The following is a 14,555-nucleotide window of genomic DNA, read 5'->3' as shown; positions in this document are numbered from 1 at the left end:
CAGGATATCCTGGACCGCTGGCTCTTCGAGCACCGTATGGTTCTCTTTCATCTGCCGCCTTACAGCCCCGAACTCAACCTGATTGAAATCGTCTGGAAACATGCCAAGTACCACTGGCGACGCTTCGTCACATGGACCAAAGAAACCATCGATACCGAGATCGAAATTCTCCTCTCCGGCTACGGCTCAAAGTTTGAAATCCGTTTCTCGTGAATACTTATATCAAAAGATATACCACTTGGCGATGGCTATCAAGATATCTACCACTGCGATTCTTGGTCATCTCCTGCCCTTCTGCTGTCTGGGCCGCACTCCGAGCCGAGATGAATCTGGTCAACGCTCCTACCAATTTTTCCCCGCCTCCCGGCAGCGTGAGCCCCCAGTTCCTTCAACCTTTGGTCTTTTAGGTCACATCTGCACATCGGCCGTGCACTTCTGAAAATGCGGAGGTTATATGCTTCGCTGTCTCGTACCAATCTACACCCGCCCGAAATAAATATTGCCCCCTGACGCCTCAGTTCGCACTGACTTCCCTGCCACCCCGGGCAGGACCAGGCCGCGAGTTGTCGCGCCATCCATGCCACGTGGCATCGCCCACCCTCTTGGCGTGCCGTTGCTATCTGATTGCCACCGCCTCGGATTCGCGGGGTTGCCAACCACCACCGAGCGCCTTGAAGGCAGCGACCGCTGCGCGTGCTGATTCCGTTTGCGCCTGTGCTCGCGTATCGGAGGCGCGTAGCAAGTTTTCGTCGGCTTGCAGGACTTCGATGAGGCTGACGACACCTTTTTGATATGCCGCAAACGAAGCCCGTCGCGCGCGGCCGAGCGAATCCACTCCCTGAGCGAGCACAGCAGCCTGCTCCTCGCGCTTGACCAGGGCCGAAAAGGCGTTTTCCACGTCCTCAGTTGCATGCAGCACGGCCAGTCGATAGGCCGCCAGCATCTCGGCCTCCTGGCCCTTGGCCTGATTGATCTGCGCGTTGATGCGGCCGAAGTCGAACAGACGCCAGCGCAGACCCAGCACGCCGGCAGCCTGACTGGCGCCGCCTGTGAACAAATTGCCAGCGGCCAACGAGGTCGCGCTGCCGATCAGTCCACTCAGGGAGAGCTTGGGGTAGTACTCGGCAATGGCGACACCAATCCGCGCGTTCGATGCGGCCAGGCGGCGCTCGGCCACGATCAGGTCAGGCCGGCGCCTGAGCAGGTCACCCGGTGATCCCGTCGCTCCGAGTTGCGGCGCGACCGGGATGTCGCCAGCTTCAACCAGCTCCGCCCTGTGCGTGCCGGGCGGCGAGCCCAGCATCACATCCAGTGCGTTCATGGCCGCGTCCAGGGCCGCCTCGAGGAGCGGAACGGTTGCCCGAACCTGGGCGAGCGCTCCTTCGGCCTGCCTCACCTGAAGTTCGGCCGCCAACCCCTTGCCATACAGCAGGTTGATGGTTGAGAGCAGTTCCTGCTGCGTCTGTACCTGCCGCCGGGCAACGTTCAGACGGGCTTGCAATCCACGGACACTGATGTAGATGTCGGCGGTCTGTGCCGCCACAGCCAGGCGCGTGGCCGCTGCGCCAGCTTCCGAAGCCTGGTACTCGGCCAGCGCCGCTTCCCGTCCGCGACGCAGGCCGCCGAACAGGTCCAGTTCCCAGCTCGCGCTGACATTGGCCTCGTAAGCATTGCCATAGCGGTCGAAACCGGGCGTCGAGTTCAAGACTCGCCCCAAGGGCGTTTCAACGGATTGGTAGACCCTGGCTGCCTGGCCGCCGACATTGCCGGAAGGCAGCAACGCGGCATTTGCCATCCCAAGTCCTGCACGTGCTTGAACGATACGAGCGGATGCCTGCGCGAGGTCAAGATTCTGTTCCAACGCAAGGGTCACAAATCGTGTCAGTTGCGGATCTCCGAAACCCATCCACCATGTGGCGAGGTCGGCACTGCCAGTCGCGTGCCGATGGTCGACCGCTGCCTGGCCCAGGAACCGTTCCGACATTGGTGCGTCTGGCCGGACGTAATCAGGGCCGACCGCGCAGCCTGCCGAGAGGGTGGCAACAATGAGTGCAGCAAGGGTATGTTTAGGCAGCATAGGGCTTCTTCATAGGCAACACGCTAGTGACCATAATACCAAATGGTCACGAGTTGTCCAATGCTTGCGGCTGGCGTAAGCTGGAGCCCATGACTAAAACCAGTACTTATCCCACCCCAGCCCGGGGCCCGGCCGACCACGAGGTGCGAGATCAGATCGTGGCCGCGGCCACCGAGCACTTCAGCCGCTACGGCTATGAAAAAACGACTGTCTCGGATCTCGCCAAGGCCATCGGTTTTTCCAAGGCATACATCTACAAGTTCTTCGAGTCCAAGCAAGCCATCGGCGAAATGATCTGCGCGAACTGCCTGCGCGAGATCGAAACCGAGGTCAGAGCGGCTGTTGCGGAGACCGATCTGCCGCCGGAGAAGCTGCGGCGGATGTTCAAAGTCTTCATCGAGGCCAGCCTTCGCCTGTTCTTCCAGGATCGCAAGCTTTACGAGATTGCCGCATCGGCGGCCACAGAGCGCTGGCAATCGGTGCTTGCCTATGAAGGGCGCATCCAGAAGTTACTTCAGGACATCTTGCAGGAGGGCCGTCAGAGCGGAGACTTCGAGCGCAAAACACCCCTCGATGAAACCGCAATGGCGATCTACCTGGTGATGCGCCCTTACCTCAACCCGCTGCTCTTGCAGCACAGCTTCGACTACACCGACGAAGCGCCGGCGCAACTGTCTGGCCTGGTTCTGCGCAGCCTCTCGCCCTGACGCATTTGTGACCATTGACTAAATTGGTCACATGAACAACAATGAAGGTCCTGATCACTTCGGTCAATGGGGACTTTCATGCTCCGGCCTCGCATCGTTACCGCTACAGCCATCTGTGTATTGCCGTTTGCATTGGTCGCTTGCGGCGGAAAAGCACAATCCGATCCGCGCACCGAGGCACCGCTGGTGCGTGCTGCAATCGTCCAGGGTGCGCCCCCTGCGTCACGTTCGTTCACCGGCACCGTAGCCGCCCGGGTGCAGAGCGACTTGGGTTTCCGGGTCTCCGGCAAGGTGCTGGAGCGGCTGGTGGATGCCGGGCAAACCGCCAGGCGCGGCCAGCCGCTCATGCGCATCGACCCCGTCGATCTGAAGCTTGCCGCGCATGCACAGCAGGAAGCCGTCGCCGCCGCGCGAGCGCGGGCGCGGCAGACAGCGGAGGATGAAGCCCGCTATCGCGACCTGCGCGGAACCGGCGCAATCTCGGCGTCGGCCTACGACCAGATCAAGGCTGCAGCGGATGCTGCCAAAGCCCAGCTCAGTGCGGCCGAAGCCCAGGCCGACGTTGCCCGTAATGCAAGCCGCTATACAGAGTTGGTGGCGGATGGCGATGGTGTCGTCATGGAAACGCTGGCCGAACCCGGCCAAGTCGTCAACGCTGGACAGACCGTGGTGCGCCTGGCCCATGCCGGGCGTCGCGAGGCCGTTGTCCAGTTGCCGGAAACCCTGCGCCCCGCGATCGGTTCCACCGGACAAGCCACGCTCTTCGGCAAAGAAGGCGTGGGCGTTCCGGCCAAGCTCCGGCAACTCTCGGATGCTGCAGATCGACTCACCCGCACCTTCGAGGCCCGCTACGTACTGGAGGGAGAGCTAGCCAATGCGCCATTGGGCACCACGGTCACAGTCCAGGTCCCGGACGGCCAACCCTCCGTGCAAGGCGGCTTACAGGTGCCGATTGGCGCCCTGTTCGATGCGGGCAAGGGACCAGGGGTGTGGGTCATCCATGGTGTGCCGGCAAAGGTTTCCTGGCGGCCGGTCGCAGTCCAGCGCCTGAATGACGACGGCGCACGCATCGCCGGTCAACTCAAGCAAGGCGACCGGATCGTCGCGCTCGGCGCGCACCTGCTGCGCGAAGGTGAGCAGGTCCGGGTGGCAGCTCAAGCCGCCGCCACCGCGACCGAAGGAGTCCGTCCGTGAGCGAAGGTCGTTTCAACCTGTCGGCGCTCGCCGTGCGTGAGCGCTCCATCACCTTGTTCCTGATCTGCCTGATCTCACTGGCCGGGCTCATTTCATTCTTCAGGTTGGGCCGGGCGGAAGACCCGGCCTTCACGGTCAAGGTGATGACCATCGTCACCGCCTGGCCTGGCGCCACCGCGCAGGAAATGCAGGACCAGGTCGCCGAGAAGATTGAAAAGCGCATGCAGGAGCTGCGCTGGTATGACCGGACCGAGACCTACACAAGACCTGGCCTGGCGTTCACGACCTTGACCTTGCTCGACAGTACGCCACCTTCGGAAGTGCAGGAGGAGTTCTATCAGGCTCGCAAGAAAGCCGGCGATGAGGCCAACAACCTTCCGCCTGGCGTGATCGGACCGATGGTCAACGACGAATACGCGGATGTCACCTTTGCACTGTTCGCGCTCAAGGCCAAGGGCGAACCGCAGCGCTTGCTGGTACGCGACGCAGAGACATTGCGCCAGCGGCTGCTGCACGTGCCGGGCGTGAAGAAGGTCAACATCGTCGGCGAGCAGTCGGAGCGCATCTATGTCGAGTTTTCGCATGAGCGCCTGGCAACGCTGGGCGTCAGCCCGCAGGACGTATTCGCCGCCCTCCATAGCCAGAATGCCCTGACGCCGGCTGGCTCCGTTGAAACCAAGGGGCCGCAGGTGTTCATTCGCCTGGACGGCGCTTTCGACGAAATGCAGAAGGTCCGCGACACGCCGGTGGTGGCGCAAGGCCGCTCGCTGAAGCTGTCGGACATTGCCACGGTCAAGCGTGGTTATGAAGATCCTTCTACTTTCATGATCCGCAACGGTGGCGAACCCGCGCTGCTGCTGGGCATCGTCATGCGCGACGGTTGGAACGGACTCGACCTGGGCAAGGCGCTGGACAGAGAGGTTGGTGCGATCAACGCAGAGCTGCCGCTGGGCATGGGCCTGACCAAGGTCACCGACCAGGCCGTCAACATCAGCTCGGCGGTCGATGAATTCATGGTCAAGTTCTTCGCCGCTTTGCTGGTGGTCATGCTGGTGTGCTTCGTGAGCATGGGCTGGCGTGTGGGCCTGGTGGTTGCCGCAGCAGTGCCGCTGACCTTGGCCATGGTCTTCGTGGTGATGGCCGCGTCCGGCAAAAACTTCGACCGCATCACCCTGGGATCACTGATCCTGGCGCTGGGCCTGCTCGTAGACGACGCCATCATCGCCATCGAGATGATGGTGGTGAAGATGGAAGAAGGTTACAGCCGCATCGCCGCCTCCGCTTATGCCTGGAGCCATACCGCAGCGCCGATGCTTTCGGGCACGCTGGTCACGGCCGTCGGCTTCATGCCCAATGGCTTCGCACGATCTACCGCTGGCGAATACACCAGCAACATGTTCTGGATCGTCGGCATCGCACTGATCGCGTCGTGGGTAGTCGCAGTGGTTTTCACACCTTACCTGGGCGTCAAGCTGCTGCCCGACTTCAAGACGGTCAAAGGCGGCCACGACGCGCTCTACGACACACCGCGCTACAACCGCTTCCGTCAGGTGCTGGAGCGCGTCATCACACGCAAGTGGCTGGTCGCCAGTTCGGTGGTGGCGCTCTTCGTCGTGGCTGTGCTCGGCATGGCGGTGGTCAAAAAGCAGTTCTTCCCGATCTCTGACCGCCCGGAAGTGCTGGTCGAGGTGCAGATGCCCTATGGCACATCGATCGCGCAGACCAGTGCCGCCACGGCGAAGGTGGAGGCCTGGCTGGCCAGACAAGAGGAAGCAAAGATCGTCACAGCCTACGTCGGCCAGGGCGCGCCACGCTTCTATCTGGCAATGGGGCCGGAACTGCCTGATCCATCGTTTGCCAAGATCGTGATCCGCACGGACAGCCAGAATGAGCGCGATGCGTTGAAACTGCGACTGCGCCAGGCGATTGCCGGCGGTCTTGCTTCTGAGGCGCGCGTGCGTGTCACCCAACTCGTGTTCGGTCCGTATTCGCCGTTCCCGGTGGCCTACCGGGTCACTGGCCCGGACCCGGATAAGCTCCGCGGTATCGCGGCTGAAGTGCAGCAGGTCATGGATGCCAGCCCAATGATGCGGACGGTCAACCCTGACTGGGGCACGCGCTCACCCACGCTGCACTTCACCTTGCAGCAAGACCGGTTGCAGGCGGTAGGACTGACCTCCAGCGCCGTGGCGCAGCAACTGCAATTTTTGCTAAGCGGCGTGCCTGTCACCGCCGTGCGTGAGGACATTCGAACAGTGCAGGTCATGGCGCGTTCGGCCGGCGACGTCCGGCTGGACCCAGCCAGGATCGGCGACTTCACGCTGGCTGGCGCCAACGGACAACGCGTCCCGCTGTCGCAGGTGGGCAAGGTCGATGTGCGCATGGAGGAACCGGTCATGCGCCGTCGCGACCGGATGCCGACGATCACTGTCCGCGGCGACATCGCCGATGGCCTGCAGCCGCCAGACGTGTCGGCAGCCATCACCCGGCAGCTTCAGCCCGTCATGGCCAGGCTCCCGGGCGGTTATCGCATCGAGCAGGCTGGCTCGATCGAAGAATCAGGCAAAGCGACGAAAGCCATGCTGCCGCTATTCCCCATCATGCTGGCAATCACCCTGCTTATCATCATCTTTCAAGTGCGCTCGATTTCCGCGATGGTCATGGTGTTCCTGACCAGTCCGTTGGGCCTGATCGGTGTGGTGCCGACCCTGATTCTTTTCCGGCAGCCATTCGGCATCAATGCGCTGGTCGGCCTGATTGCGCTATCGGGAATCCTGATGCGCAACACGCTGATTCTGATCGGGCAGATCCGCCACAACGAGTTGGCGGGATTGGATCCGTTCAAGGCGGTCGTCGAGGCAACCGTGCAGCGTGCCCGACCGGTGATCTTGACCGCGTTGGCAGCGATCCTGGCCTTTATCCCGCTGACCCATTCGGTGTTCTGGGGGACGCTCGCCTACACGCTGATCGGCGGTACTTTTGCAGGGACGATTTTGACCCTGGTGTTCCTCCCGGCCATGTATTCCATCTGGTTCAAGATCACGCCGGGCAATACAGCCGATCTGTGGAGAAGCGCGCACGAACAGGCACAGCCTGCGGAACAGATGCTGCAGGACTCGCCCGCCGCCCGGGGGTAAAGGACGCCACTCAGCTTTTTGTCCCAATTCACCTGTATCGAAAGGAACTGCCATGTCGAAGCCCACAGTAGTCGTTGTTACCGGCGTGTCATCGGGTATCGGACGTGTCGCCGCAGAGAAGTTTGCCAAACGGGGATGCCGGGTATTCGGCACCGTACGCAGCATCACCAAAACGGCCCCATTCCCCGGTGTCGAGCTTGTCGAGATGGATGTTCGCGACGAAGCTTCCGTTCAACTTGGAATTCAATCCATCATCGACCAGGCCGGCCGCATCGATGTACTGGTCAATAACGCTGGAATGAACATGATCGGCGCGGTGGAGGAAACTGCGACCAGCGAGGCCGCATCTCTCTTTGACACTAACGTATTCGGCATTCTGCGCACGACACGGGCAGTGCTCCCGCACATGCGAACACAGCATCACGGAAGGATCGTCAATGTCAGTTCTGTGCTCGGCTTTCTCCCGGCTCCGTACATGGGACTTTATTCGGCCTCCAAGCATGCCGTAGAAGGGCTGTCAGAAACCCTGGATCATGAGGTGCGTCAGTTCGGCATTCGCGTAACACTGGTCGAACCGGCTTACACCAGGACCAATCTGGAAGCCAATTCGCCTCAGGCAAAAGCGAAGATCGCGGACTATGACCGCGAACGTGACCTCGTATCGCGCTCTGTCGCTGACAGTGTTAACGGCGCTCCTGAACCCGATGGTGTGGCCAACACCATCGTCGAAGCGGCGCTTGGCGCCTGGCGTATGCGTCGCACTCCAGCCGGACAGGCATCCCTCTTGAGTAAATTGCGTCGTTTCATGCCTGCTGGCCCCGTCGATGCAAGCCTGAGGAAAGCAGTCGGACTCGCTTGAAATCATTCGATCGCCGCGGAGCCCAGGCTCGCCAGACCGCTTGCGACGCCGGGCATTTCGAATAGCGTTGTCTTCATGACGCTGGAGGATGAGACCGGTGTTATCAACGTGATTATCTGGCCCACCGTGCTGTAGCGATTCCGCAAGGAAATCCTGAGCGCGTCGTTGGTTGGAATCTATGGGCAATGGCAGTGCGAGGGCGAGGTACGCCATTTGATCGCGCAGCGCGTCGTGGACTTGTCGTGGATGCTTGGCCAGCTCGACACGAGGAGCCGAAACTTCTGCTAACCGCGGGACCGTGCAACGAACCGCATCACAGCCATTGCGCGACCGTGGCGGTGCTGCACTGACCGGATGGCGTTCAAGCGGATGGATCGGGTCGCCGGGAAGCCTGAAACTCCGCGATGTATCGGATCGCCTCGTCGCATTGGTCAAGCGACAAGGCATGAATGCTCGGCGTCGCGACGTCCATGCCAAGCGATGCAATGAGCCATTTCATGGCTTTGCCCCGGGCCTCGAAGGCATTGACACCGTCGCGTCGCATCTTTGCCGCGACCAAAGGCTCCAGCGCATCGTGCAGCTGACTTTTTCGCTCACGCAGCGCCGCGTTGGCCAGCCGACCCAGTGGCGTGTTGTGCTTGCTGCGTGCCCGCACGCCGATCCAGGCCTGGCACGGAACGCAAATCCAAACCGGGCCATGGCCTTCGAGGTAGGGATAGCCGTCTTCGCCCGCGCGTGCAAGGATCACCTTTGCACCACAGTAGTCGCAGACGGGCTGAGGGGGAGCGGGTATCGGTCGGCCAACACGCATGACAAGTCGAGACGCAACAAGGGACGTGAGCGATTCTACGACAGGAGACCGAGCCCTTTTGCTGCTAGGCAGCCAGGCGGAGCACATTTTCCTCTTGCTGCCCCGGGCGCAGATGATCGAGATGTGGCCGCCCTCGCCTGGAAAGATCTGCAGGACTCTGGTCATGGCAATGTATTCGAACAGGAAATTCCCCTATAGGTCCAGGCCGCTCAGTCAATCCCGGCCTGCTATTACATTTCACGACATCAGTTCTGTGCGATGGCGAACCCAACACCGCAGATTGTGAGATCAGAACCTTTTAGGCTCAAAACGTGCGGCGCCCTACCCCCCGGCGCACCGCGCGTTTCACCCCGCCGGCGGCACCATGTCGACGGGGTGTTTTTCTCCGGTTTTGCCCCGGCAGAACCTCTGCAGGACGATTCCGGCCCGCGGCTCCGCTTAGCGGGATCAACAAGTGGCGAAGCAATGTTAGAGCTTGCCGACGGCTGCGACGAACACGACGGCGCCAATCACAGCGTTCACATTGAGTTCGAGTTTCGCGGCCCATTGGGCCGGCAATGGCTTTGCATGGCAATTTCGGCTTCCTACAATTGTGAGGTGACAAGTTCGTCGACAGATTGCGGGGTTGCGGACGCCGCCTGTAATCGATACGGCCGGCTGTCCGCATGCGTTTTCCGCCGCATACCGCCGCCCGTTCCGGCCCTGGCGCAGTGCCAACCGGTTGCACCCGGGGCCGCACAACTTTCATCGAAAGAATCCATCGGAGGAAGCGATGAGCTATCACCTTGAAGGTCGTCTGCTCGAGGTCTGCAACTGCCGCGTCCTGTGTCCTTGCTGGATCGGCGAAGACCCGGATTTCGAAACCTGCCAATCGATCAATGCCTGGCACATCGACCAAGGCACGGTTGAAGGCGTCGACGTCGCCGGCAATACCATTGCGACGGTGTGCCGCATCCCGGGCAACGTGCTGCAGGGCAATTGGTCCGTGGCCATCTACATCAGCGACCACGCCTCGAAGGCGCAGGAGGAGGCGCTGCTGAAGGTCTACTCCGGCCGGGCCGGCGGCCCCGTCGCCGACCTCGCGCAGTTGTTCGGCACCGTCGTGTCCGTGGAGCGCGCGCCCATTACCTTCGATGTCGTCGGTGGCAAGGGAACCCTCAAGATCGGCGCGGATTACCACGCAGAACTCGAGCCCTACTTGGGCCCCAGCGGCGCAAATACCACATTGTCGGACACCGTCTTCTCGACGGTTCCCGGCGCGCCGGTGTTCGTCAGCAAGGCGCCCGTCTACCGCTCGAAGAATGCTGCGCTCGGCATCGATCTCAACCTCAAGGACCATAACGCACTGCAGAGTACCTTCCTGTTCGATGCCTGATCGAGGTGTCCGGCCACCGCTCCACACCCTCGCCCTGCCCAGCGCCCGCGCCGGTCATGCACGCCCTATCGCGTCATCGACGCGTCTTCCGGCCGGTGCTTGCCACCCTTGTTACGCTAGCTTGGCTCGCGCTGTGGCTTTGGACACGCAGCCCTTACGGGCGCTACCTTGAACACGGCGACTGGACCACATCGGGGCCGGTAGCAGCGCTGTGCGGTGCTATCCCCGGTGGCTCGCTGATTGTGCCGGCCGTACTCTACGCACTGTCGTGGACGTTGATGATCCTCGCGATGATGCTCCCCACCACAGTGTTGCTGTTCAATACGTTCGACCGTGTCGTCGCGGTCCGAACGGACCGCACACGCCTGCTGTTCCTACTCGGCCTCGGCTACGTGGCAGCGTGGAGCGCATTCGGACTGCTGGTGCACGGACTGCACGCGCTGCTCCTCGCGGGCATCGAGCGGGTGCCGGCGCGTTTCAGTTCAGCGAACTCAAGTACCGGTGCCTCGACAAATGCCGCACGCCGCTGAGCTTCGTGATCAGCCATTGGCGTGGCCGCGCACCCGAGCGGCACGCCTTCACGCTGGGCCTGCACCATGGGCTGTTCTGCGTTGGCTGCTGCTGGGCGCTGATGTTACTGATGTTTGTCGTCGGTGCCGGCAGCCTCGGCTGGATGCTGACGCTTGCCGCAGTGATGGCGATCGAGAAGAACATATCCTGGGGACGGCGGCTTAGCTCGCCGCTCGGCGTGGCATTAATGGCCTGGGCCGTGCTGCTCGTGGCGAGTCATGCCTGAGGTAGCTTTGAACCCGCCCGTGAGAGCGGCTTTCCGACAGATAGGAATGGTTCAATTGCATGGCATGCCCGGAAGAGACGCCCCATAGCTTGTTAGCCCATGACAGGTATCTCTGACGGAATCGTCATCCGAGGGTGAATCTCGGTCGAGGGGAAATTTTCCCACCTTAGTGCAACAATAACGAAACTCAGTCGATCCGGCTGGGACACTTTTCACTGCCGAAGGAGTCATGGCGGGTTGCTCCGGCGTTGAGACACTCTTCGCCTCTCGCGGAGCCATGGCGGGCTGCACTGGCGCCGGGACATTTTTCGTCACAGAGGGAGCCATGGGGAAGCGCTGAGGCCTCGAGACGTTTCTCGTCGCTGTGGGAGTCGTGGTGGGTCGCTGAGGCGCCGGTATGTTCTTCGTCGCCGCGGGGGGCGGAATACCCTGATCTTCTGTTGCCGGATCTACACATTGTCCCTTCTGGCAAATTCGCTCGCCTTTGCACTGCATGTCATGTTCGCAACCAACTGCACTGGCATGCAGCGGGACGACCGCCATCGCTGTGGCGAGAAGCAAGCCTAGTGGTTTCATGGCTTCGCCCCCAAACGGGAACTGTGGGTGTGTCGAGGTGTGGATGTTCCTCCGTATTTTGAATCAAACCTCGTGAAGTTGCATGGCGGCAAGGCGTTTGGGAGACTAAAACCTAACACCATAGCAATACTGTCCCGCAATATGCAAAGACTGCACTGAGTGCGTCAGGATCCACTCGGCTCGTTCAATGTCGACACGGACCATTTCAGCCCTCTGAAGCTAGACGCCTGTAAGCACTTCTACAAGCCCCTGTAGCCGAGGCGCTTCGAAACCGCATGCGCACAAGCATCCAATGCTTTGGCCACCGGCCCCTCCCAATCGGTATCAACAGTGCCGGTTGGTCCCATGATGGTGATCGTCAGCGCAATGTTTCCCGAATAATCGAATACGGGCGCAGAAAAGGCGATGATCCCTGGCGTGGGATGGTTGATGCTGCGGGACATGTGGCGCGCCCGCGCTTCCTTGATCATTTCCTCGACCACGGCGGCGTCCAGCGGATGTGCAATATCGGGGCCGAGCCGAATGCGATCGTCCAGCAACAGCTTTTCGGTGAACTGACGTGGCAGGAATGCCGAGAAAATCCTGCCGGTCGCCGTATTGGCCAGCGACATGACCGTGCCGGTGCGGATGTTCGTGTGGATGGGATAGGACGCATCGATCAACCGCACAATGACCGGCCCAAGGTTTCCCCAAACGGCGAGCGCGACCGCGTGCGACGTTTCTTCCGAAAGCGCTTCGGCGAACGGCGTGGCCTCGCGGATCGGGTTCAGCGTCTGCAGGCTGGTCAGCCCGAGCTGGATGGCCATCGGGCCGAGCAGGTAGTGACCCGTGACCGGGTCCTGGGCGACTAGCCCGATCTTGCCAAAGCTCACCAGATACGGATGGATCTTGCCGGAGGGCATGTTCGCCGCCTTCACGAGATCGCGTAGCGCCATCGGCCTGGCCTCGGAGGCCAGCACCTTCAGGATTTCTCCCCCAACTTCAATCGACTGGATGCCGCGGCGCTCTCGCTCGGGTGCCTGGTCGGTCTGGTCCACGATATGTCTCTGCCATGAGATGGATAGTGCGCGCAGTATAGCACTAGACATTATCTAGTTAACAAGCGTAGGGTTAACGTGTAGATAATTTCAAGCGCGCTAGTATTAATCTAGCAAACATGGAGGCGCCGGCTTTTGGCGACCGTACCGCCCGCACTTGAATGGAGAAGTCGATGTCTACACTGCAACAGGAAAAATGTGATGTTCTGGTCATCGGATCAGGCGTCGCCGGCATGTCCGCGGCCATTACTGCCGCCAGCCGGGGGCTGAAGGTCATCGTGGCCGAGAAGGCGAGCTACTACGGCGGCACGACGGCCCGCTCGGGAGGCTGGCTCTGGGTGCCGAACACCCATCTGGGCAAGGCATACGGCCATCACGAACTACCGGACCAGGCGCTGACCTATATCCGGAACCAGGCCGGCGCCGGGTTCGATGAGGCGCGTGTTCGCGCCTTTTTGGCGAACGGCCCGAAAGCGATCGAGTTCTTCATGACGAAGACCGCCGTCCAGTTCGACATGCCGCTCACGTTCCCGGACTACCATGCCGAGGCGCCCGGCGCCGCACAGGGCGGCCGCTCGATGGTGACGCGTCCATACGACGCGCGCGAGCTCGGCCCGCTGCTCAAAACCCTCGGCCCCGTGCTGCCGGAACTGACGGTCTTCGGCGTGACGATCGGTTCCGGCAAGGAGATCGTCCACTTCATGCGGGTGACTCGATCGCTGGAGTCTGCGTGGTATGTCACCAAACGTCTGACCAAACATTTCCTGGAGGTGATGAAGTACGGGCGGGGCATGACGCTGACCAACGGCAACGCGCTGGCCGCGCGGCTCGCGAAGTCGGCAGCCGACCTGTCGATTCCGGTATGGCTGTCGTCGCCTGCCGTGCAGTTGTTGCAGGAGGGGGGGCGCGTCACCGGCGCGGTGCTTGAGCGCGACGGCCAGCGGGTCAGCGTGAAGGCGCGTCACGGTGTGGTGCTGGCCAGCGGCGGATTCCCGCACAACCTCGAGCGGCGCAAGGAGACTTACCCGCACGTGAAGGCCGGGCACGGTCACTTCTCGCCAACGCCCCAGACCAATGTGGGCGACGGCACGCGCATGGCCGAAGAGGTGGGCGGTGTGTTCGACAAGACCCTGTCGAATGCCGCCGCGTGGACGCCCATGTCGCTCGTGCCGCGCAAGGACGGCACGACCGGCATCATGCCCCACTTCATCGACCGGGCGAAACCAGGCGTGATTGCCGTCAGCCTGGATGGCAAGCGCTTCGCCAACGAGGCGAACTCGTATCACGATCTCGTCCAGGCGATGATCGCCGCCTCGAAGGGCAAGCCGGAGACGGCTTGCTGGCTGATCGCCGACCATGCGGCGATCCGGCACTACGGCCTCGGCTTCGTGAAGCCGTTCCCGATGCCGCTCGGGCCGCATCTGCGCAACGGATACCTCAAGCGCGGCAAGATGATCGAGGACCTTGCGAAGCAGATCGGTGTCGATCCGGCGACACTCGCCGCCACCGTTCGCCAGTACAACGAAACGGCGCAGTACGGCCGCGATCCCGAGTTTGGGCGCGGCAGCAAAGCCTACAACCGCTATCAGGGCGACGCGCTGCACACGCCCAATCCCTGCGTCGCGCCGCTGGCCAACGGTCCGTTCTATGCGCTCAAGCTCGTACCGGGCGACCTTGGCTCATTCATGGGCATCCGTACGAACGAGCATGCCCAAGTCGTCTCCCGGGACGGCGATCCGATCCCCGGCCTCTACGCAGCGGGCAACGATGCGGCAAGCATCATGGGCGGCGAGTACAACGGTGCGGGCATCACGCTCGGCCCGGGTCTGACCTTTGGCTATGTCGCGGGCAACCACATCGCCGATCACGTTCAGGCCACGCCCCCGAAAGCGAGCGCCGCCGCGCGCGAGCCTCTGGCCATGCACTGAATTCCCTACCCGATTTTTGTCACCCACGCGGCCGCATTGCGGCGGCCGCGTGGCGGCG

Annotated in this window: 10 protein-coding genes and 2 pseudogenes; 9 read left to right on the top strand and 3 right to left on the bottom strand. The window is 61.9% G+C overall.

Translation table 11 applies throughout. The features are described 5' to 3' along the window. Positions 1-213 (top strand): transposase (locus tag A3A5_RS39390; protein WP_018313498.1); only part of this gene is annotated, 213 nt, incomplete at its 5' end. A 403-nt stretch (positions 214-616) separates the two neighbouring features. Here the strand turns inward: A3A5_RS39390 and A3A5_RS0126505 are convergent. Continuing rightward, positions 617-2,077 carry an efflux transporter outer membrane subunit gene (locus A3A5_RS0126505; protein WP_026201161.1) on the bottom strand — a complete coding sequence of 487 codons (1,461 nt, stop codon included), beginning with the start codon at positions 2,075-2,077 and terminating at the stop codon, positions 617-619. An 89-nt stretch (positions 2,078-2,166) separates the two neighbouring features. Here A3A5_RS0126505 and A3A5_RS0126500 point away from each other — a divergent pair, with 89 nt between their 5' ends. The 5 genes and pseudogenes from A3A5_RS0126500 to A3A5_RS45125 all read left to right on the top strand — a co-directional run. Then, positions 2,167-2,784: a TetR/AcrR family transcriptional regulator gene (locus tag A3A5_RS0126500; RefSeq protein WP_026201160.1), complete on the top strand. Its 618-nt coding sequence runs from the start codon at positions 2,167-2,169 to the stop codon at positions 2,782-2,784. 78 nt (positions 2,785-2,862) lie between these two features. Next, a complete protein-coding gene (locus A3A5_RS0126495) occupies positions 2,863-3,978 on the top strand; it encodes an efflux RND transporter periplasmic adaptor subunit (RefSeq protein WP_026201159.1) in 1,116 nt (371 codons plus the stop codon). Then, a complete protein-coding gene (locus A3A5_RS0126490; protein ID WP_018313494.1) occupies positions 3,975-7,115 on the top strand; it encodes an efflux RND transporter permease subunit in 3,141 nt (1,046 codons plus the stop codon). The genes A3A5_RS0126495 and A3A5_RS0126490 overlap by 4 nt, the downstream gene beginning before the upstream one ends. 52 nt (positions 7,116-7,167) lie before the next feature. Further along, positions 7,168-7,974, top strand: coding sequence for an oxidoreductase (locus tag A3A5_RS0126485; RefSeq protein ID WP_018313493.1), 807 nt, complete (start codon positions 7,168-7,170; stop codon positions 7,972-7,974). A gap of 48 nt (positions 7,975-8,022) precedes the next feature. Next, positions 8,023-8,262: pseudogene (locus tag A3A5_RS45125) on the top strand (OB-fold nucleic acid binding domain-containing protein); the annotation flags it as partial. Positions 8,263-8,335: 73 nt separating this feature from the next. On the opposite strand, the gene A3A5_RS0126475 reads toward A3A5_RS45125, so the two are convergent. Continuing rightward, the gene (locus tag A3A5_RS0126475) at positions 8,336-8,785 is read right to left on the bottom strand and encodes a zinc-finger-containing protein (protein WP_026201158.1); all 450 of its coding nucleotides are present in this window, start codon (positions 8,783-8,785) and stop codon (positions 8,336-8,338) included. Between the two features lie 772 nt (positions 8,786-9,557). Between A3A5_RS0126475 and A3A5_RS0126465 the strand changes: the two genes are divergently transcribed. Then, the gene (locus A3A5_RS0126465; protein ID WP_018313489.1) at positions 9,558-10,160 is read left to right on the top strand and encodes a DUF1326 domain-containing protein; all 603 of its coding nucleotides are present in this window, start codon (positions 9,558-9,560) and stop codon (positions 10,158-10,160) included. 56 nt (positions 10,161-10,216) lie between these two features. Further along, positions 10,217-10,956, top strand: a pseudogene (locus A3A5_RS39385) (DUF2182 domain-containing protein). Positions 10,957-11,771: 815 nt separating this feature from the next. Here A3A5_RS39385 and A3A5_RS0126450 read toward each other — a convergent pair. Then, positions 11,772-12,569, bottom strand: a complete 798-nt coding sequence (locus A3A5_RS0126450; RefSeq protein ID WP_018313488.1) for an IclR family transcriptional regulator — start codon at positions 12,567-12,569, stop codon at positions 11,772-11,774. Between the two features lie 173 nt (positions 12,570-12,742). Here A3A5_RS0126450 and A3A5_RS0126445 point away from each other — a divergent pair, with 173 nt between their 5' ends. Continuing rightward, positions 12,743-14,497 (top strand): FAD-dependent oxidoreductase, encoded by a 1,755-nt coding sequence (locus A3A5_RS0126445; protein WP_063829971.1) that lies wholly within the window; start codon positions 12,743-12,745, stop codon positions 14,495-14,497. Positions 14,498-14,555 lie beyond the last annotated feature (58 nt).

Source organism: Cupriavidus sp. UYPR2.512 (assembly GCF_000379565.1).
Taxonomy (GTDB): domain Bacteria; phylum Pseudomonadota; class Gammaproteobacteria; order Burkholderiales; family Burkholderiaceae; genus Cupriavidus.
Note: the sequence above shows the minus strand (reverse complement) of the source record. Positions and strands in the feature narration are given on the sequence as shown.